This is a genomic window from Streptomyces sp. NPDC047130, from assembly GCF_040643475.1.
Classification (GTDB): Bacteria; Actinomycetota; Actinomycetes; order Streptomycetales; family Streptomycetaceae; genus Streptomyces.
In genome coordinates this window covers 1-19,623 of record NZ_JBEYUK010000020.1, presented here as the reverse complement: position 1 = coordinate 19,623, position 19,623 = coordinate 1, and the positions used below count along the sequence as shown (strand labels likewise).

The following is a 19,623-nucleotide window of genomic DNA, read 5'->3' as shown; positions in this document are numbered from 1 at the left end:
CGCCGGCGCGCTCCCGACCGGAGGGTGGGCAGGGTGGCTCGACACGACCGGCTGCGGCTTTCCCAGCAGCAGCCGACGGGGCAGCAGCAGCCGACGGGGCAACAGCCGACGGGCGAGGTGCGCATGAGTCTGTCACTGCGCTTCGCCGCCGGATCCCACAAGGGCATGATCCGGGAGGGCAACGAGGACTCCGGCTACGCCGGTCCCCGCCTGCTCGCCATCGCCGACGGCATGGGCGGCCAGGCCGCCGGTGAGGTGGCCTCCTCCGAGGTGATCTCCACCATCGTCGCCCTGGACGACGACGTGCCCGGCTCCGACATCCTCACCTCCCTCGGCACGGCCGTGCAGCGCGCCAACGAGCAGCTGCGGATCATGGTCGAGGAGGACCCCCGCCTCGAGGGCATGGGCACCACGCTCACCGCCCTGCTGTGGACGGGCCAGCGCCTCGGCCTGGTGCACGTCGGCGACTCCCGCGCCTACCTCCTGCGGGACGGCGTCCTCACCCAGATCACTCAGGACCACACCTGGGTGCAGCGCCTGGTGGACGAGGGCCGGATCACCGAGGAGGAGGCCACCACCCACCCGCAGCGCTCCCTGCTGATGCGCGCGCTGGGCAGCGGCGACCACGTCGAGCCCGACCTGTCGATCCGCGAGGTGCGGGCCGGCGACCGGTACCTGATCTGCTCCGACGGCCTGAGCGGCGTGGTGTCCCACCAGACCCTGGAGGACACCCTCGCCAGCTACCAGGGCCCCGAGGAGACCGTCCAGGAGCTGATCCAGCTCGCGCTGCGCGGCGGCGGCCCGGACAACATCACCGTGATCGTGGCCGACGTCCTGGACCTGGACACCGGCGAGACGCTCGCCGGGGCTCGCCTGTCGGACACCCCCGTGGTGGTCGGCGCGGTCGCCGAGAACCAGGTCAGCAACGACAACGGCGCCATGCAGACGCCCGCCGGCCGCGCGGCCGGTCTGGGCCGCCAGGTGCCCGCCCAGGGCGGCGAGGGCGGCCAGTTCGGCCCGCCCGGCAGCGGGGACACCGGCTACCTGCCCTCCGGCGAGGCGAACTTCGGCGACTGGACCGACGAGGACCTCACCAAGCCCCGCAAGGGACGCCGCTGGCTGAAGAGATCCTTCTACACGGTGCTGGCCCTCGGCGTGATCGGCGGCGGCCTCTACGGCGGCTGGCGCTGGACGCAGACGCAGTTCTACATCGGCACCAACGACGAGCACGTCGCGCTCTACCGGGGCATCAACCAGACCCTGGGACCGGTCTCGCTCTCGAAGGTGGAGAAGGACCACCCCGAGATCGAACTCAAGTACCTGCCGGCCTACCAGCAGAAGAAGGTCGAGGCGACCATCGCCGAGGGCGGCCGGGACGAGGCGGTCGAGAAGCTCGAGGAGCTGAAGACCCAGGCCACCGCCTGCCGCAAGAAGGAGGAGCAGCAGGCGGCCGAGGAGCGGAACCCCGCGCCGAAGAAGCCCGAGGAGAACGCCGAGGCCACCAACCCGGACGCGGTGGCCGGCAGCCCGTCCCCGTCCGAGAACACGTCGTCCGCTCCCAGCCCCGGCCCCAGCCTCTCCGAGGAGGAGAAGAAGCTGGTCTCGCTGTGCGGCGATCAGTAGGCAAGCCGTGAGGGGCCCTGGAACACGATGAGCAGTAGTACCCATCAGACGTCCACCATCGGCGCCGTCGGCGCGCCCAGCCGGCGCAACACCGAGCTGGCGCTGCTGGTGTTCGCCGTCGTCATCCCGGTCTTCGCCTACATCAACGTGGGCCTGGCGATGGACGGTTCGATCCCGGCGGGACTGGCCACCTACGGGCTGAGCCTGGGCGCCATGGCCGGGCTCGGCCACCTCGCGGTGCGCAAGCTGGCGCCCTACGCCGACCCGCTGCTGCTGCCGCTGGCCACCCTGCTGAACGGGCTGGGCCTGGTCGCCATCTGGCGGCTGGACCAGTCCGAGCGGCTGCAGGCGCGCAGGGGTTTCGTCGAGGCCGCGACCAACCAGCTGATCTACTCCGGCCTCGGCATCGTGCTGTTCGCGATCGTGCTGTTCCTGCTCAAGGACCACCGCGTGCTGCAGCGCTACACCTACATCTCCATGCTGGGGGCCCTGGTCCTCCTGCTGCTGCCGCTGGTCCCGGGGCTCGGCAAGAACCTCTACGGCGCCAAGATCTGGATCAGCGTCGCCGGCTTCACCATCCAGCCCGCGGAGTTCGCGAAGATCGTCATCGCGGTCTTCTTCGCCGGCTACCTGATGGTGAAGCGGGACGCGCTGGCCCTGGCCAGCCGCCGCTTCCTGGGGCTCTACCTGCCGCGCGGCCGCGACCTCGGCCCCATCCTGGTGGTCTGGGCGGTCTCCATCCTGATCCTGGTCTTCGAGACCGACCTCGGTACCTCGCTGCTCTTCTTCGGCATGTTCGTGATCATGCTGTACGTGGCGACGGAGCGGACCAGCTGGATCGTCTTCGGTCTGCTGATGTCCGCGGTCGGCGCGGTGACGGTGGCCAGCTTCGAGTCCCACGTCCAGCAGCGCGTGCAGGCCTGGCTCGACCCGATGCGCGAGTGGGAGCTCAGCCGCCAGGGCGTGGTCGGGCACACCGAGCAGTCCCAGGAGGCGCTGTGGGCCTTCGGGTCGGGCGGCACCCTGGGCAGCGGCTGGGGCCAGGGCCACTCCGACCTGATCGGCTTCGCCGCCAACTCCGACTTCATCCTCGCGACCTTCGCCGAGGAGATCGGGCTCACCGGCGTGATGGCGATCCTGCTGCTGTACGTGCTCATCGTGCAGCGCGGCATCCGCACCGCCCTGGCCGCCCGTGACCCGTTCGGCAAGCTGCTGGCGGTGGGCCTGTCCGGCGCCTTCGCGCTGCAGGTCTTCGTCGTCGCCGGCGGTGTGATGGGCCTCATCCCGCTGACCGGCATGACCCTGCCGTTCGTGGCCTCCGGTGGTTCGTCCGTCATCGCCAACTGGGCGCTGATCGGCGTGCTGCTGAGGATCAGCGACACGGCACGGCGGCCCGCTCCCGCCCCGGCCCCCAACCCCGACGCCGAGATGACCCAGGTGGTCCGACCGTGAACAAGCCCCTGCGCCGGATCGCGATCTTCTGCGGGCTGCTCATGCTGGCCCTGCTGCTCCGCGACAACTGGCTCCAGTACGCCCAGGCGGACGCGCTGCGCACCGACCCGGACAACCGCCGGGTGCGGATCGAGCGCTACTCGGTGCCGCGCGGCGACATCATCGTCGACGGCAAGGCCGTCACCGGGTCGACGCCCACCGACGGCGAGTTCCAGTTCAAGCGGACCTGGAAGAACGGCCCGATGTGGGCGCCGGTCACCGGCTACTCCTCGCAGGCCTTCGGCTCCAACCAGCTGGAGTCCCTGCAGGACGGCATCCTCACCGGCAACGACGACCGGCTCTTCTTCCGCAACACCCTGGACATGCTCACCGGCAAGGAGCGCCAGGGCGGCAACGTCGTCACCACGCTGAGCGGCGCCGCCCAGAAGGCCGCCTACGAGGGCCTCAAGGGCAAGAAGGGCGCGGTCGTCGCGCTGGACCCGGCGACCGGCAAGATCCTCGCGCTGGTCTCCGCGCCCTCCTACGACCCCTCGAAGTTCGCCGGCACCTCGGACAAGGACTCCGAGGCGTGGAACTCGCTGCAGAAGAAGAACAACCCGGACGACCCCATGCTCAACCGGGCGCTGCGCGAGACCTACCCGCCCGGCTCCACCTTCAAGGTCGTCACCGCGGCCGCCGCGCTGGAGGAGGGGCTGATCGACGACATCGACGCCGCCACCGACAGCCCGGACCCGTTCCCGCTGCCGCAGTCGACGACGGATCTCACCAACGACCACGGCGTCTGCAAGAACGTGAGCCTGCGCGAGGCGATGCGGATCTCCTGCAACACGGTCTTCGGCAAGATCAGCGACGAGCTCGGCAACCAGAAGATGATCGAGCACTCGGACAAGTTCGGCTTCAACGAGGAGCAGTTCACGCCGGTCCGCGTCTCCGAGAGCGTGTACCCCAAGGACGTCCCGCCGCAGAACGCCATGGCCGGCATCGGCCAGGCGTCCAACCGGGCCACCCCGCTGCAGATGGCCATGGTGGCCGCCGCGGTCGCCAACGACGGCAAGCTGATGAAGCCGTACATGGTCGACCAGCTGCGCTCCGCCAACCTCGACGTCATCGACGAGACCGAGCCCGAGGAGCTCTCCCAGGCGGTCTCGCCGGAGAACGCCCAGAAGCTCCAGGAGATGATGGAGACGGTCGTCGAGGAGGGCACCGGCACCACCGCCAAGATCCCCGGTCTCACCGTGGGCGGCAAGACCGGTACGGCCCAGCACGGCGAGAACAACGAGAAGAACCCGTACGCGTGGTTCATCTCCTACGCCAAGGACTCCAACGGCAAGTCCGTCGCGGTCGCCGTGGTCGTCGAGGACGGCTCCGCGGTCCGCGAGAACATCTCCGGTGGCGGCCTCGCGGCACCCATCGCCAAGAACGTCATGGAGGCCGCGCTCGGCAGGTGACGAGCACGGGGACTGACATCCGCCGCCTCTCCGTCATGGACCGCGACGCCCGCCCGGGCCGTCCATACCGGTCGTGTATCGGGTGACGGGCGTGGCCCGGCGGGACACCGCGATCCGGGTACGGTATGCCCGGACGGCACACCTGCCGAATCCATGAAGGGTGCGGTCGGTACCGACGGAGAGGGCTGGTAGGTAGCTATGGAAGAGCCGCGTCGCCTCGGCGGCCGGTACGAGCTGGGCCATGTGCTCGGCCGTGGTGGCATGGCCGAGGTCTACCTCGCGCAGGACACCCGGCTCGGCCGCACCGTGGCGGTGAAGACGCTGCGGGCGGACCTCGCACGCGACCCGTCGTTCCAGGCCCGCTTCCGCCGGGAGGCCCAGTCGGCCGCCTCGCTCAACCATCCTGCGATCGTCGCGGTCTACGACACCGGCGAGGACTACATCGACGGGGTCTCCATCCCGTACATCGTCATGGAGTACGTCGACGGCTCGACGCTCCGTGAGCTCCTCCACAGCGGTCGCAAGCTGCTGCCCGAGCGGGCCATGGAGATGACCATCGGCATCCTCCAGGCCCTGGAGTACTCGCACCGCAACGGCATCGTCCACCGCGACATCAAGCCGGCGAACGTCATGCTGACGCGCAACGGCCAGGTCAAGGTGATGGACTTCGGCATCGCCCGTGCCATGGGCGACTCCGGCATGACGATGACCCAGACCGCCGCCGTGATCGGCACCGCCCAGTACCTCTCCCCGGAGCAGGCGAAGGGCGAGCAGGTCGACGCGCGGTCCGACCTGTACTCCACGGGCTGCCTGCTCTACGAGCTCCTCACCGTCCGTCCCCCGTTCGTGGGAGACTCCCCGGTCGCCGTCGCCTACCAGCACGTGCGCGAGGAGGCCCAGCCGCCGAGCGTCTTCGACCCCGAGATCACGCCCGAGATGGACGCCATCGTGCTGAAGGCGCTCGTCAAGGACCCGAACTACCGCTACCAGTCGGCCGACGAGATGCGCGCCGACATCGAGGCCTGCCTCGACGGCCAGCCGGTGGCGGCCGCCGCGGCCATGGGCTCGGTCGGGTACGGCGCCGGCTACGGCGGCTACAACCAGGGCTACGGCGACGACCAGGCCACCGCCGCCATGTCCCCGGCGGGCGGGGCCACCTCGATGCTGCCGCCGATGAACCCGGACGACGGCAGCTACGGCTACGGCGACGACCGCCCCGACCGGCGGCGCCAGAAGAAGAACCGGCAGTCGACGATCCTGCTGATCGCGGCGGCGGTACTGGTGCTGATTGGCGCGATCCTCATCGGCCGCTGGATCTCCGGCGGCGACACCCCGACGCAGGCCACGGTCCCCTCCTTCGTGGGGAACACGAAGGCGGAGGCGCGGGAACGCGCGGGCAACGTGGGACTCGAGGTCACCTTCACCGAGCGGGAGTGCGAGGACCAGCCCAAGGACCGGGTCTGCTCGCAGAACCCGGACCAGGGCACCAAGCTGGACAAGGGCGAGTCCGTCGCGCTGGTCGTCTCCACCGGGGCGCCCAAGGTCGAGGTCCCGGACGTGGTCGGGATGACCGAGGACGAGGCCACCAAGAAGCTGGAGGACGAGGGCTTCGAGGTCGACGTCGAAACCGAGGTGAACGGCCAGCGGGAGGCGGGCACGGTCCTCGACCAGGACCCGGGCGACGGCGTCGAGCGGGAGAAGGGCAGCGAGATCACCATCACGGTGGCCCAGGCCCCGCAGCAGGTGAACGTGCCCGAGGTCCGCGGCAGTACCTGCGAGGAGGCCAAGCAGGCACTCTCGCAGGACGGCCTCAACGGCGAGTGCGCGGGCGAGGTCGAGACCACCGACCCGAACCTCGACGGCAAGGTCGCGGAGATGTCGTTCGCGCCGGGCCAGAAGGTCGACGTCGGCACCAAGGTCACCCTGAAGGTCGGCAAGCTGAAGGCCGAGCAGAAGCCGGTCCCGGACGTGCAGGGCAAGAAGCTGCAGGAAGCCCGGAAGATGCTGGCGGACGCCGGGTACCGCAACGTCCAGGTGACCGGCAGGGACGACCCGAACGCCACGGTGGCCGTACAGGTGACGCCGCCGAACAGCACTCCGGACCCCAACCAGCCGATCATGCTGATCTGCTCGTGACCGCTTGACCGCTTGACCGCTTGACCGCTTGAGCGCTGAGCGCGTGACCGTTCGGTCGCGGTCGACGGGTCGAAGCGGGAGGGCCCGCTCACTCCACGGTGAGCGGGCCCTCCGGCGTTTCGGCGACCTGCGGGCCCGCGGGCCCGTCGTCAGCCGGCGGCCGGGGACTTCCGGGCCGCCTCGGGTATCGGCCGGTCGTTGCGGAGCGCGTCCCAGACCTTGTCGGCCAACGGCTGCGCCGGCACCACCCGGTTCGGGTCGGCCGGGTCGTACTTCACCGGCAGCATCACGGTGTCCATGGCGGCCGGGTCGATGCCCTGCAGCGACTGTCCGAACTCGGCCAGCGAGGTCAGCGAGGCCAGTTCCGAGTCGGTGGTCAGCGCGCCGGTCAGCGAGTCGGCGATCTTGTACGTCTTGAGCGGGTCGCCCAGCAGGTCCTGCCGCTTGACCTCGCCGATCAGCGCCACCAGGAACTGCTGCTGGAGGCCGATCCGGCCCAGGTCGCTGCCGTCCTTGTAGCCGTAGCGGGTGCGGACGAATTCCAGCGACTCGGTGCCGTCGAGGCGGTGCTGCCCGGGGTCCAGGGTGAGGCCGCCCTTGGCGTTCCTAATGGGCTCGTCGACGGTGACGGTGACCCCGCCGAGTTCGTCCACCAGCGACGTGAAGCCCGCGAAGTCGATCTCCATCAGGTGGTCGATCCGCACCCCCGACATCGTCTCCACGGTCTTCAGCGTGCAGGCGGACCCGGCCTGGGCGTACACCGAGTTGAACATCACCCGCTTCGCGGGGCCCACCTCGGTACCGTCGGCGCGGACGCAGGCCGGACGGTCGACCAGGGTGTCGCGGGGGATCGAGACGGCGACGGCCTCGCTGCGGCCCTGGGCCACGTGCACCACCAGCGCGGTGTCGGAGCGGGCGCCGCCCACCTTGGCGCCGTCCAGCTCGGCGTTGTCACCGGCGCGGGAGTCGGAACCCAGCACCAGGATGTTGAGCGCCTCGGTGGTGCCCGGCTCCTTGGTGGGCCGGTCGTCGCCGAGTGCCTCGTCGAGGTCGACGGACGTGATGTTGCCGTCCAGGTCCTCGTACATCCACCAGGCCGTGCCGCCCGCGGCCAGTGCCAGCACGGCACAGCCGATCAGGACGTTCCGCAGGCCCCTGCGTCGTGGACGGCGGCGGCCTGCGGCTCTGCGGCCTGCGGCTCTGCGGCCCCCGGTTCTGCGGCCCTCGTCGGACCGGTCGTCGGAGCGCGCGGGCCCCTCGTTCGCGGCGTGAGTCATCGCCGAGCTCTCCCCAGTTCCTGCCCCGACCCCCTGGCCGGGCGCGCGGCATCGGGGTGCGTGTGGGGTGGCGCTCGGCAACGTTCCGGCCGGAGCCGTCATCGAACTATAGAGGGAATGCTGTTCGAACAGGGGAGCCGGGAACAGCACCGGGCCCCACCCGCCTCACCGAGGTGAGGAACGGACGGGGCCCGACGGAGTGATGTTCCACGTGAAACATCACGGTGTCGCGGTGCGGCAGACGTCAGCGGCGCTCCTCGTCGTCCGACGAGGCCGGGGTGTTCTGCTCGCCGACCGTCGACGGCCCGGTGACCTCGTCGGTGCGGGCGTTCTCCGGGGTCGGGGCGACCGGACCGCTGGTGTCGTCCTCCGACGTGAGGCTGCTCGCGTCGTCCGGGACCTCGGTGGCCTCCGGCGGCTCCACCAGCCAGTCGGGGTTGGCCTGCTCGTCCCACCACTTCCAGGCGGCGAAAGCGGCCGCGCCCACCAGGCTCAGCAGCAACGTCTTCTTGGTGAAACGGCCGATCGCGGACCGGCGACGTCGCTTGTTCACCAGGCGCTGGATGTCCTTGGCGGACACCTGGCCACGCAGGGCGGCCACCGCGGCGGCGCTCCGTGCGGCGGCCTCCTCCTTGACCGGGCCGGCGTTGGCCCGAGCCTGCTCGATCACCGGCCGGGAGTACTCGACGGCCTGCTGGGCCGCCAGCCGCGTGCGCAGCGCCGCCTCCCGGGCGGCCGAATCGACCTTGGCCGGCACATACGTGGACGCCTGCGCCAGTCGCGGAGCCACATGGGCCCCGTACTGGGCGCGGGCCTGCCCGGCGGCCTGGGTCACCACGGGCGCGAGCCGTACGCGCGCCTCGTTGGCGTACTGCGCGGCCCTGACCCTGGCCGTGTCGGCGTAGGGCGCCAGCGCCTGACCGGCGTGCAGCACGCTGTCCTTCGCCGAACCGGACCGGGCGCGCGCGCAATCTTTGCGGGTCACGGGTTCCTCCTCCTCGGTGGCGTACGGTTTCCATCGGCTTTCCACCCTTTGTCGGATCATGCCTCCGGGCGCGTTATCGGGCATGCCGCGGCGGGCATCCGGGTCACGATCCGGGTCATAGGCGTCCGAAAGAGACCGCTCGCGCGACGAGTCGGTCCGGCGGGCGCAACCGAAACCCACCGATCCGCCCCGGACGGCGACCGGTGCCCGCCTCCCGGCACGGGGCGTGGGAGGATCGGAGAGTCACAGACGACAACGGAAGGCAGATCGTGGCCGAGCAGCTCTACGCCACCCTGAAGACCAACCACGGCGACATCGAGATCCGGCTCTTCCCGGACCACGCGCCCAAGACGGTCAAGAACTTCGTCGAGCTCGCCAAGGGCGAGCGCGAGTGGGTCAACCCCGCCACCGGCCAGAAGACGACCGACAAGCTCTACGACGGCACCGTCTTCCACCGGGTCATCAGCGGCTTCATGCTCCAGGGCGGTGACCCGCTCGGCAACGGCACCGGCGGTCCCGGTTACCAGTTCGAGGACGAGTTCCACCCGGACCTGTCCTTCGACAAGCCCTACCTGCTGGCCATGGCCAACGCCGGTCCGGGCACCAACGGCTCGCAGTTCTTCATCACCGTCGCTCCGACGGCCTGGCTGAACCGCAAGCACACCATCTTCGGCGAGGTCACCAACGGCCAGAAGGTCGTGGACGCCATCGCGGAGGTCCCCACCAACCGCTCGGACCGCCCCGCGAAGGACGTGGTCATCGAGTCGGTCGTCATCGAGTCCCGCTGACGCAGGCCGTCGAGGGAACCTTTCGCCCCGCTCGCCCGTAGAGGCGGGCGGGGCGGGACTTCTTTCCGCCCGCGGCCGCTGGACGCGCCGCCGCCGGGAGCGAGGGGATCGGTATGGACGCGGGGAACGGCCAGGGGAACGGTCCGGGACAGCAGGAGCAGGCACACGCCCTGCCCGGCTGCTACCGCCATCCCGACCGTGAGACCGGCATACGGTGCACCCGCTGCGACCGTCCCATCTGCACCGACTGCATGATCAACGCCTCCGTCGGGTTCCAGTGCCCGGAGTGCGTGCGCGACGGCGCGAAGAACGGCTCGTCGGCGCCCCGGACGCTGGCCGGGGCGCCGGTGGTGGCGGACACCCGGCTGATCACCAAGATCCTGATCGGCCTCAACCTCGCGGTCTTCCTGGCTCTGACGGCCGTGCCGGGCCTGTCCCGCGAGCTGGTGATGTGGCCGGCGGGCATCGCCTACCTGGGCGACTGGTACCGGATGATCACGCCGGTCTTCAGCCACCTGGAGGTCTGGCACCTCGCGCTGAACATGCTGAGCCTCTGGCTGGTGGGCGGCCCGCTCGAGGAGATGCTGGGCCGCGTCCGCTACCTGGCGCTCTACCTGATCTCCGGGCTGGCGGGAAGCGCGCTCGGTTATCTGCTGATGAACCCGGCGGGAACCGCGCTGGGCGCCTCCGGAGCGGTCTTCGGCCTCTTCGGCGCCACGATCGCGCTGCAGCGCCGGCTCAACCGTGACCAGGGCCCCATGCTGGTGCTCCTGGCGCTCAACCTGGCGCTGCCGTTCCTCCCCGGCACCTCGATCGGCTGGCAGGCCCACATCGGCGGCCTGGTCGCGGGCGGCGTGCTCGGCTTCGCGATGCTGACGGCCCGCGGGCCCCGGCGGACGCTGATCCAGTACGGAAGCTGCGCCCTGGTGCTGCTCGTGGTGATCGTCGCCACTCTGTTGAGAACTGCCCAGCTCACCTGATTCATCGCCCAGCGTCACAGCTTTGTCCACAGGTTTGGGGTGCTGCCGCGCCCACCTGGGGAAATACCGAACCCCCTGCGTCCGACCGCGATTTTCGCAGGTCAGAACCAGGGGGAACAGGTATTCGAGCAGTGAGGGATCGATCACATCCGCAGCGGCGTCCGGCGGTTATCCACAGATCGTCTTTTCTTTTCCACCTGTGGATAACTCCTGTGGATAACTACCTCCCGGACCGCGGGCAACCGTGAGGCTCAGGCCCCTACTTCCACTGCGTGGAGACCGCGAAGCCCGCCGCGATGAAGCCGAAGCCCACCACGATGTTCCAGTTGCCGAGGGCCTCCAGCGGCAGCGAGCCGTCCGTCACGTAGAAGATGACGATCCAGGCCAGACCGATGAGGAAGAGCGCCAGCATCACCGGCGCGACCCAGGCACGGTTGGTCAGCTTGATCGCCGCCGGCTGCGTCCTTGCCGCGGGCGGCGTGTAGTCGGCCTTCTTGCGGATACGTGACTTCGGCACGAGGGTCTCTCCTGTCGATGCGCTGCGTGCCGCGCTGGAACGGTGCACGCTCCGGGGCAGCTGCGTAGGGATGTTCAGATGTACAACAAGGGACGACTGAGCACTCCCCCGGGCGTCGGTTAGCGTAGTGCTTCCGCGGCGCCGAAGGAGACAAGGGTACGTTGAGCAATTCTGCCGACTCCCCCGGGACGGGCACCAGCCCCGGCCGCTCCCGGTTCCGTCCGGTCAAGGGGCTGACACTGGCCGTGTTCGCCTTGGCCGGCCTGCTCTTCGCGACCAGCTTCCACACCGCCAAGGGCACCAACCTCCGCACCGACGACTCCCTGCTGCGGCTCTCGGACCTGATCCAGGAGCGCAGCCGCGAGAACGCCGCGCTGCAGCAGTCCAACGCCGGCCTGCGCGAGGAGGTCGACGGCCTCGCCGCCCGCGAGCACGGCGCCACCGAGGCCGAGGACGCCGAGCTGAAGGAGCTGGAGCGGGCCGCCGGCACCGAGCCGGTCAAGGGCGAGGCGGTCACCGTCACGCTCAACGACGCCCCGCCGGACGCCACCGCGAAGCTGCCCGGCTACCCCGAGCCGGAGCCGGACTACCTGGTCATCCACCAGCAGGACCTGCAGGCCGTGGTGAACGCGCTCTGGAAGGGCGGCGCCGAGGGCATCCGCGTGATGGACCAGCGGCTGATCTCCACCAGCGCGGTGCGCTGCGTGGGCAACACCCTGATCCTCCAGGGCCGGGTCTACTCCCCTCCCTACAAGGTCACCGCCGTCGGCGACCCGGAGCGGCTGCAGAAGGCCCTCGCCGAGTCGCCTGCCGTCCAGAACTACATGGTCTACGTGAACGTCTACGGCCTGGGCTGGGAGGTCGAGGAGGAGGGCGTGCGCACCCTGCCCGGCTACACCGGAGCCGTCGACCTCCAGTACGCCAAGCCCGCCGGAAACGCCTCCGAAAGGCCCTAGTCTGGTTGCTGTACGGCTCCGTGACACACGGCGGCGTACCGCGGCTGGCGCGACCGATGGTGACGATGGGGAGGGGCTGGGACCCGTGTACGGCTGGATCTGGCGGAATCTGCCGGGCAACACCTGGGTGAAGGCCCTGCTCTCGCTGCTTCTCGTGCTGGCCACGGTGTACGTGCTCTTCCAGTACGTCTTCCCGTGGGCCGAGCCGCTCCTTCCCTTCGGCGATGTGACGGTGGACGAACAGTGAGCGCGCGGATCCTGGTTGTCGACAACTACGACAGCTTCGTCTTCAACCTCGTCCAGTACCTGTACCAGCTCGGCGCCGAGTGCGAGGTGCTGCGCAACGACGAGGTGTCCCTGTCCCACGCCGAGCAGGGCTTCGACGGCGTGCTCCTGTCGCCCGGCCCGGGCTCGCCCGAGGAGGCCGGGGTCTGCGTCGACATGGTGCGGCACTGCGCCGCGTCCGGCATCCCGGTCTTCGGCGTGTGCCTCGGCATGCAGTCGATGCAGGTGGCCTACGGCGGCGTGGTGAACCGCGCGCCGGAGCTGCTGCACGGCAAGACCTCGCCGGTGGAGCACGGGGGCAGGGGCGTCTTCGCCGGCCTGCCGTCGCCGTTCACCGCCACCCGCTACCACTCGCTGGCCGCCGACCCGGTGACCGTGCCCGAGGAGCTCGAGGTGACCGCGCGGACCGCCGACGGCATCGTCATGGGCCTGCGCCACCGCGAACTCGCCGTCGAGGGCGTCCAGTTCCACCCGGAGTCGGTGCTGACCGAGCACGGGCACCGGATGCTGGCCAACTGGCTGGCCGAGTGCGGCGACCCGGACGCGGTGGCGCGCTCCGAGGGCCTCGCTCCGGTCGTCGGCAGGTCCACGGCGTGACCGGGTGGCGCCCCGAGGACGACGAGACGGTGGCGCTGCGCATACCCCCGGGCCCCCCGGGGAGCCCCACCGACCCCCTCGGTCCCACCCGTCACACCGCCGGCGACCCGCGGTTCGCCGACGGCACGCTCCACACCGTCACCCGCCCCGACGCGGCGGCCCCGCCGGAGTTCGACGAGCCGCGCGCCGGTGCCCGTACCACCGACCCGGCGAGCACCATGCGGCTGGCGGCGGTGTTCCCGCCCGACGCCGCGCCGCCCGCGGACACCGCCGTGCCGCCCGCGGACACCATCGTGCCGCCCGCGGACACCGCCGTGCCGTCCGCCGGAGGCGGCCGGGCGGCCCGCAGACGGGCCGCGGCGGCCGCCAGGGGCCGCCGCGGGCGCCGCGCGGCCCGCGCCCCGGAGACCGCCTCCGAGACCGCCGCGGAGGCCGTCTCCGAGGCGGCCGCCGGGGCCGGCGCCCCGCTCTCCCGCGTGGAGCGCCGCCGCGCCGAGCGGGCCCGCAGACCCGGGCCGGCCGTGGTGATCAGCCGCGCCGTGGGCGAGCTGTTCATCACCACCGGCGTGCTGATGATCCTCTTCGTCGCCTACCAGCTCTGGTGGACCAACGTCCTGGCCGCCGCCGACGTGGACCGGGAGACCGTCCAGCTCCAGGACGACTGGGACAAGGGGGCCCGCGACCCCGGCACCTTCGAGGCGGGCCAGGGCTTCGCCCTCCTGCACATGCCGACCCTGGACGTGGTCGTGCCGATCGCGGAGAGCATCGACAAGGAGCGCGTGCTGGACCGCGGCATGGTCGGCCACTACGGCGAGGACAGCATCCCGACCGCCATGCCGGGGGAGAAGGGCAACTTCGGCATCGCCGGCCACCGCAACACCCACGGCGAGCCGTTCCGCTACATCAACCGCCTGAAGCCGGGTGACCCGATCGTGGTGGAGACGCGGGACACCTACTTCGTGTACCGGATGACCTCGATCCTTCCCTCGACCTCGCCCGGCAACATCTCCGTACTGGACCCCGTGCCGCCGGGGTCGGGTTTCACCGGGCCCGGCCGTTACATCACACTGACCACCTGCACCCCGGAGTTCACCAGCACCTACCGGATGATCGTCTGGGGCAAGATGGACGAGGAACGCCCGCGCGGCGAGGGGAAGCCCGACGCGCTGGTGAACCCGTGACAGCGTGAACACGGCACACGACGGGGGACGGCCACAGTGGCAGCGGTAGAGCACGACCGGCGCGGCGAGGACACCCGCGCGCACCGGCCCGGGAAACGTCGCCCCGGCCGGGGACCGGTGGCCACGGTGGTCAGCGTCCTGGGCGAGCTGCTGATGACGGCGGGCGTCGTGCTCGGCCTCTTCGTCGTCTACTCGCTGTGGTGGACCAACCTGCTGGCCGACCGCGCGGCGGACCAGGAGAGCGACCGGATCCGCGAGCAGTGGGAGCAGGAGATCGAGGGCGCCGGCGTCCCCGGCAAGCTGGACACCAGGGACGGCATCGGCTTCCTCCACGTCCCGGCCATGGACGACGACCAGATACTGATCAAGAAGGGCACCGACCCGAAGGTCCTCGACGACGGCGCGGCCGGCTACTACACCGACCCGATCAAGGCCACGCTCCCCACCAGCGGCAAGAACGGCAACTTCTCCCTGGCCGCGCACCGCGACGGCCACGGGGCCAAGTTCCACGACATCCACAAGATCCGCGAGGGCGACCCGATCGTCTTCGAGTCCAAGGACAAGTGGTACGTCTACAAGGTCTTCGAGATCCTGCCGCAGACGTCCCGGTTCAACGTCGGCGTCCTGGAAGGGGTGCCGAAGGAGTCCGGGCGCGACAAGCCGGGGAAGTACATCACGCTGACCACCTGCACCCCCATGTACACCTCCGAGCACCGGTACATCGTCTGGGGCGAGCTGGTGCGGGTGGAGCCCGTGGACGAGCGGCGCACGCCGCCCAGGGAGATCCGGGCCTCGTAGTCACCGCGGCTCCCCGACGGCCGGATCCCGGGGCCCGGTTGACGCGGCGTCGGCGCGGGCCCGCGAACGTGCGAAGGCCCTCCCGTGGGGGAGGGCCTTCGCACGCGTCCGTGGTGGAGCAGGTGGAACAAGTGGAGCCTAGGGGAGTCGAACCCCTGACATCTGCCATGCAAAGACAGCGCTCTACCAACTGAGCTAAGGCCCCTCAAATGCGGCGTACGCCCCGGAATCCGCGAACCACCGGTGCGAGCCGACGACCAGACTACCCGGTCACCCCCGGTATCCCGCAAAAGGATTGGTCAACCAGGACGGCGGCGGGGTCCCCGCCGCCGCCCGCCCTCCGTAAGATTCGGTACGTGGTTCGCTCGAGCGAACCATGTACATGGGGAAGCGATGGGGAGACGCATGGAAGCCGCACAGCAGGAGGCCACCGCGAGGGCGCGCGAGCTGCAGCGGAACTGGTACGGAGAGCCTCTGGGGGAGCTCTTCCGACGGCTGATCGACGACCTGGGGCTCAACCAGGCGCGGCTCGCGGGCGTGCTCGGCCTGTCGGCGCCGATGCTGTCCCAGCTGATGAGCGGCCAGCGGGCGAAGATCGGCAACCCCGCGGTCGTGCAGCGGGTGCGGCTGCTGCAGGACCTCGCGGCCCAGGTGGCCGACGGCAGCGTCAGCGCGGCGGAGGCCGCCGAGCGCATGGAGGAGATCAAGAAGTCCCAGGGCGGCTCCATGCTGAGCGCGGCCGCCCAGCAGGCCGTGGGGAGCCCGGTGGGCGCTCCGACGGTCAAGCGGGTGGTGCGCGAGATACAGAGTCTCCTGCGTTCGCTGGCCGCGGCCGGTGACATCATCGAGGCCGCCGACAGCATCGGGGAGAGCCACCCCGAGCTGGCGGAGTTCCTGCGGGTGTACGGCGCGGGCCGCACCGCCGACGCGGTCGCGCACTACCAGGTGCACCAGAGCTGAGCCCGGAGCCGGCCTGCCCCGGCTCCGGCGGCTGCGGCTTCGGCGGCTGCCGGGCTCCGGCGGATCGTGCGGCTCCTGCGGCTCCTGTGGACGGGCGAAGACCCCGGCCGCCTTCGGGCGGCCGGGGTCTTCGTGTGTTCTCGGGTGTCGCCGGCTCAGGAACCGCTGGGCACGGAGTCGGTGGCCTCCGTCCACAGGTCCTGCTCGGCGCGGTCCGCCTGGATCTGGCGGTACACGAGGAGACCGCCGATGGCGGCCAGGGCGACCAGGAGGAGCTTCTTCACCGCGCGACCTCGTCTTTCGTTGACGTAGGAGACCTCTGGCGCCCGACTATACACACCGACCGATACCGAACGGTGACCAAGGGGGGCCCGCCCGACCGCCCCCGCACGGCACCGATCCACCGGCCCGCGAGGCCCGTCCGATCCGGGCGCCGGCGATTGCTTCCCGCCCGTGGGTCCATCCGGGTGGTGTTCATCGGACCATCGACGCGCCATGGGCGAGCGTCCCACGGATCGCCGCACGCATACACATCATGAGGAAAGTACGCAAATCGCCCAACCCGAATGTGAGGTCATCCATGGCCGGAACCCAGGTCAGGAAGATGTGGCAGCTGCTGGTCTCCGCGTTCCTCGCGCTGTTCACGGCGCTGGGGCTCGTCTCCGCCCCGTCCGCGACCGCGGTACCCCGGAGCGAGCCCACCCGCAACGGCGGACGCCGCGGCGGCAGCGGTCGTCGTGCGGACGTCCCGGCGCCCCGCGCGACGGCCACGGCCACGGCCACGGCCGCGGTACCGCGCCAGACGCCCGGGAACGGCGTCCGGCCCTCGTACCGGGCCCTGCCGCCCACGATGAAGCAGCGCATCCTCGCCGAGGCCCACGGCGGCTCCCCGCAGTCCCGGGCGCACTCCGGCACCGGCGTCGGCACCGCGGTCCTGGCCGCCCCCGCCGAACTCCACACCGCGCCCACCGCGGGCCCGGACACGGCCGCCCGCCGCGACGCCTCCGACCCGCTCCTCGAAGCCACCGAGCAGGAGCCGGCCATAGACCCCGCCCGGGCCGGGCGCACGGCCGCCACCGGCGTCCCACGGCCCCGCCGCACCACCGCGCGACGCCCCGCCCGCTCCCGCCGCACGGCCCTCGGCCGCCCGCACCACCGCACCACCGCACCGCACGCCCCGCCCCGGCCCCGGCAGGCCCGCACGGTCCGTCCCGGACCTTGCGGCAGTGCCCGGAGCGCCCTCGGCACCGTCCACACCCTGGACGCGCTCGACCCCCTCAACGCTCTCCTGAGCGACGTCGGCCGGCCGGAGCACGGCAGGCCCGTCCACCAGTCCCCGCGCCCTCCGAGTCAATCCTCCGGCCCCCGTCGGCCTCCGCACGCCGGCCTCCGCCACCGTGCCCGGGGAGCTCGCGCCACCCCCTGCCGGAACGCCCACCCGACCGTCACCCCACCGGCCACCTCCCGCACCGGACCACCGGCCACCTCCCGCACCGGACCACCGGCCACCTTCCGCACCGGAGCCCTCCGGCCCACGCACCGCGACCGCACCCCCGCGCCCCGCACCGAGCCACCGACCCTGCCGTCCCGCCACGGCCCTGCGCGGCCCCGGCCCCGGCCCCGGCACGCACCCGCCGTACCGACCCGTCCAACGCCCCGCCTCTCCCCCGGTGCCGACGCCCCCTCAGTACCGCCCCGCACCGCTCTCCCGCCCGTGGACGACGCCCTCGTGACCACCTCCCGGCGGCCCTGGCCCGCCTTCCACCTCGCGAACCGGAAGCCCTCTGCCCGGCCTCCCGGCCCACGCCGCCCCACCCACGCCTTGCCGACCGCACCGACCGCCCGCTCCCCACCACACCGGCCACGCTCCCCACCCCGGCACGACCGTCCCCTCCAGCAAGCCGCAGGCCGCAGGCCGCAAGCCCGCAAGCCCGTCCGAGCACCCGCAGCACCCGCAGCACCGCCCCACGCCGCACCCCGGCCCACGCGGCCGCAGACCCGCACCGCACGCTCCGCACCCCGCACCCCGAAGGCCCGCCGACACTCGGCCGGGCCGTACCGCACGTGCGGCAGCGGTCGCGGACCACTGCCTCGAGCCCGCCCCCACCGGCGGGCCGGCGGCGTTTCCCCCTGCCCGAGAAACAGGGAACCCGGCCGACCACGGTGTTCACGCCCGTTGGCGTCAGGCCTCCGCCCGGAGTTTCTCCGCGCGCTCACGCGGGTCGTACCCGGGGCCGACGCCCTCGACCAGCACGAGGTCTCCGTCGATGTGGTCGGCCCGCAGTCGCAGGATCTTCCGGTACTCGGGCGACTCGTACCAGGCGCGGGCCTCGGCCATGCCCGGGAACTCGATCAGCACCATGCTGCCCGGCCAGCTGCCCTCGACCACCGCCGTCGGCGGGCCGTGGATCAGGAAACGGCCCTGGAACGGGTCGAGCGTGCCCTGGATGCGTCTGAGGTACTCGACGACGTCCGGGTGGTGGCGACGATCACGCAGGTGCGCGAACCCGTATGCGGGCACGTCCGGCTCCTTCGTTCGCTCCGGTGGGACGACGCAAACGTAGCCAGGGGCCTGACCCGCCTCAATGACCTCTCAGGTAAGCACCGGAGCCCCTTCGTCCCGAGGGGACGATGTCGCCATGGACGCCGAAGACCCCCGGCCCATGGGGACCGGGGGTCTTCGTGCTGGTGGGGCTAACAGGATTTGAACCTGTGGCCTCATCCTTATCAGGTCGATCACTAGCTCTATCGACCTCGACGGAGCACGGTCCTGCTCTGGATGATCAGCCGCTGGCGGGTGCCTGTGATCGGTGCAGTTCGCACTTGTTGGTGTCAGGCACTGATGTCACAGACCGGTGACATCACCGATGGGCCGTGCAGCGTGCCGATCACTCCGCGTCTTCTTGACGCTCCGTCTCCTGGTTCCGGCGGTTCCGCAGGAATTGCACAGCCCGCTTGGTAGCCAAGATGAGAACACCCGACACACTGGTGGCAGCGATGTTGACCAAGAGGTCGTTCAGGAAGCCTTCCACTTCATCTCCGTAGGCAGCTGGAAGCTACCCACCGGATGAGCGGGCTTTCGCGAACGCCGGTTGATGATCAACCGACTGGAAGGTCACCCCGTCCTCGCACAGGGGTCACAACCGTGACGGAATCATGGTAGCAGTGAGATGTCGAACTCGTCTTGCCCTGCTGCAGATACGGCCTCCAGCAGCGACCACCACCTATCGGCCTTGATCTGCGGTGTCCGGCTACACCGCGGGCAGATGAAAACGTACGAGTCTCGCCCCACGAACGAGCCTGGCTTGGCATCCCGCATCGGGGGCGCGAAGTGCTCAAGGGCGTATCCCATTCCCCGGTCACTCGCGTGCAAGCGCGCTGTAGTCAGCCGTATGCGCCGATGCTGGCCTCGATCCGTGCAGGTGATCGCAACGAAGACGCGCTCTTCCTCTTCTTCGGCATCCACAGTCCAAGAGTAGGAAATTCCCCACGGTGAGCTGTCCGCTCCTCCTCAACCAACTACTCCCCCAAGCTCCCATCCCGTGTGCCGTCGACCCACACTCCGTGGAGCAGGCGCGGTGCCTGGCGTCCAGGTGGAGCGCGCCACTGTACGAACGACCTGGACGCCAGGTGCCGTGTC

At 70.9% G+C, this 19,623-nt stretch carries 17 protein-coding genes and 1 tRNA gene; 12 read left to right on the top strand and 6 right to left on the bottom strand.

Translation table 11 applies throughout. The features are described 5' to 3' along the window. The first annotated feature begins 123 nt into the window (after positions 1-123). The 4 genes from ABZ836_RS22245 to pknB all read left to right on the top strand — a co-directional run bounded on the left by ABZ836_RS22245 (position 124) and on the right by pknB (position 6,659). Positions 124-1,623 carry a Stp1/IreP family PP2C-type Ser/Thr phosphatase gene (locus ABZ836_RS22245; protein ID WP_356136517.1) on the top strand — a complete coding sequence of 500 codons (1,500 nt, stop codon included), beginning with the start codon at positions 124-126 and terminating at the stop codon, positions 1,621-1,623. Between the two features lie 27 nt (positions 1,624-1,650). Continuing rightward, on the top strand, positions 1,651-3,075 hold the full coding sequence (locus ABZ836_RS22240) for an FtsW/RodA/SpoVE family cell cycle protein (RefSeq protein WP_356136515.1): 1,425 nt from the start codon (positions 1,651-1,653) through the stop codon (positions 3,073-3,075). Next, entirely contained in the window at positions 3,072-4,523 is a 1,452-nt protein-coding gene (locus ABZ836_RS22235; RefSeq protein WP_356136513.1) for a penicillin-binding transpeptidase domain-containing protein, read from the top strand. Before ABZ836_RS22240 ends, ABZ836_RS22235 begins: the two co-directional genes overlap by 4 nt. 198 nt (positions 4,524-4,721) lie before the next feature. Next, a complete protein-coding gene (pknB, locus tag ABZ836_RS22230; RefSeq protein ID WP_356136511.1) occupies positions 4,722-6,659 on the top strand; it encodes a Stk1 family PASTA domain-containing Ser/Thr kinase in 1,938 nt (645 codons plus the stop codon). Between the two features lie 149 nt (positions 6,660-6,808). Here pknB and ABZ836_RS22225 read toward each other — a convergent pair whose 3' ends face one another. Then, positions 6,809-7,936, bottom strand: coding sequence for an LCP family protein (locus tag ABZ836_RS22225; protein WP_361144698.1), 1,128 nt, complete (start codon positions 7,934-7,936; stop codon positions 6,809-6,811). 244 nt (positions 7,937-8,180) lie between these two features. Continuing rightward, the gene (locus ABZ836_RS22220; protein ID WP_356136507.1) at positions 8,181-8,921 is read right to left on the bottom strand and encodes a DUF5324 family protein; all 741 of its coding nucleotides are present in this window, start codon (positions 8,919-8,921) and stop codon (positions 8,181-8,183) included. A 269-nt stretch (positions 8,922-9,190) separates the two neighbouring features. Between ABZ836_RS22220 and ABZ836_RS22215 the strand changes: the two genes are divergently transcribed. Next, positions 9,191-9,709 (top strand): peptidylprolyl isomerase, encoded by a 519-nt coding sequence (locus ABZ836_RS22215; protein WP_356136505.1) that lies wholly within the window; start codon positions 9,191-9,193, stop codon positions 9,707-9,709. Positions 9,710-9,822: 113 nt separating this feature from the next. Next, a complete protein-coding gene (locus tag ABZ836_RS22210) occupies positions 9,823-10,689 on the top strand; it encodes a rhomboid family intramembrane serine protease (RefSeq protein ID WP_361144694.1) in 867 nt (288 codons plus the stop codon). A 259-nt stretch (positions 10,690-10,948) separates the two neighbouring features. On the opposite strand, the gene crgA is transcribed toward ABZ836_RS22210, so the two are convergent. Then, positions 10,949-11,206, bottom strand: a complete 258-nt coding sequence (gene crgA, locus ABZ836_RS22205; protein ID WP_151773591.1) for a cell division protein CrgA — start codon at positions 11,204-11,206, stop codon at positions 10,949-10,951. A gap of 161 nt (positions 11,207-11,367) precedes the next feature. Here crgA and ABZ836_RS22200 point away from each other — a divergent pair, with 161 nt between their 5' ends. The 5 genes from ABZ836_RS22200 (at position 11,368) to ABZ836_RS22180 (ending at position 15,023) form a co-directional block, all read left to right on the top strand. Then, entirely contained in the window at positions 11,368-12,162 is a 795-nt protein-coding gene (locus ABZ836_RS22200; RefSeq protein ID WP_356136501.1) for a DUF881 domain-containing protein, read from the top strand. Between the two features lie 85 nt (positions 12,163-12,247). Next, positions 12,248-12,409, top strand: coding sequence for a hypothetical protein (locus tag ABZ836_RS22195; protein ID WP_356136499.1), 162 nt, complete (start codon positions 12,248-12,250; stop codon positions 12,407-12,409). Beyond that, positions 12,406-13,044 carry an aminodeoxychorismate/anthranilate synthase component II gene (locus tag ABZ836_RS22190; protein ID WP_356136497.1) on the top strand — a complete coding sequence of 213 codons (639 nt, stop codon included), beginning with the start codon at positions 12,406-12,408 and terminating at the stop codon, positions 13,042-13,044. The genes ABZ836_RS22195 and ABZ836_RS22190 overlap by 4 nt, the downstream gene beginning before the upstream one ends. Continuing rightward, positions 13,041-14,225: a class E sortase gene (locus ABZ836_RS22185; protein WP_361144688.1), complete on the top strand. Its 1,185-nt coding sequence runs from the start codon at positions 13,041-13,043 to the stop codon at positions 14,223-14,225. The genes ABZ836_RS22190 and ABZ836_RS22185 overlap by 4 nt, the downstream gene beginning before the upstream one ends. Before the next feature lie 36 nt (positions 14,226-14,261). Then, on the top strand, positions 14,262-15,023 hold the full coding sequence (locus ABZ836_RS22180; protein WP_356139374.1) for a class E sortase: 762 nt from the start codon (positions 14,262-14,264) through the stop codon (positions 15,021-15,023). 132 nt (positions 15,024-15,155) lie between these two features. On the opposite strand, the gene ABZ836_RS22175 is transcribed toward ABZ836_RS22180, so the two are convergent. Next, positions 15,156-15,228: transfer RNA gene (locus ABZ836_RS22175), tRNA-Ala, on the bottom strand. 200 nt (positions 15,229-15,428) lie between these two features. Here ABZ836_RS22175 and ABZ836_RS22170 point away from each other — a divergent pair. Next, positions 15,429-15,983, top strand: coding sequence for a DNA-binding protein (locus ABZ836_RS22170; protein WP_356139376.1), 555 nt, complete (start codon positions 15,429-15,431; stop codon positions 15,981-15,983). Positions 15,984-16,138: 155 nt separating this feature from the next. On the opposite strand, the gene ABZ836_RS22165 is transcribed toward ABZ836_RS22170, so the two are convergent. Both ABZ836_RS22165 and ABZ836_RS22160 read right to left on the bottom strand, forming a co-directional pair. Next, complete coding sequence (locus ABZ836_RS22165) at positions 16,139-16,267, bottom strand: DLW-39 family protein (protein ID WP_007824483.1); 129 nt, start codon at positions 16,265-16,267, stop codon at positions 16,139-16,141. Positions 16,268-18,165: 1,898 nt separating this feature from the next. Continuing rightward, positions 18,166-18,504 (bottom strand): DUF1330 domain-containing protein, encoded by a 339-nt coding sequence (locus ABZ836_RS22160; RefSeq protein ID WP_356139379.1) that lies wholly within the window; start codon positions 18,502-18,504, stop codon positions 18,166-18,168. Positions 18,505-19,623: the final 1,119 nt, after the last annotated feature.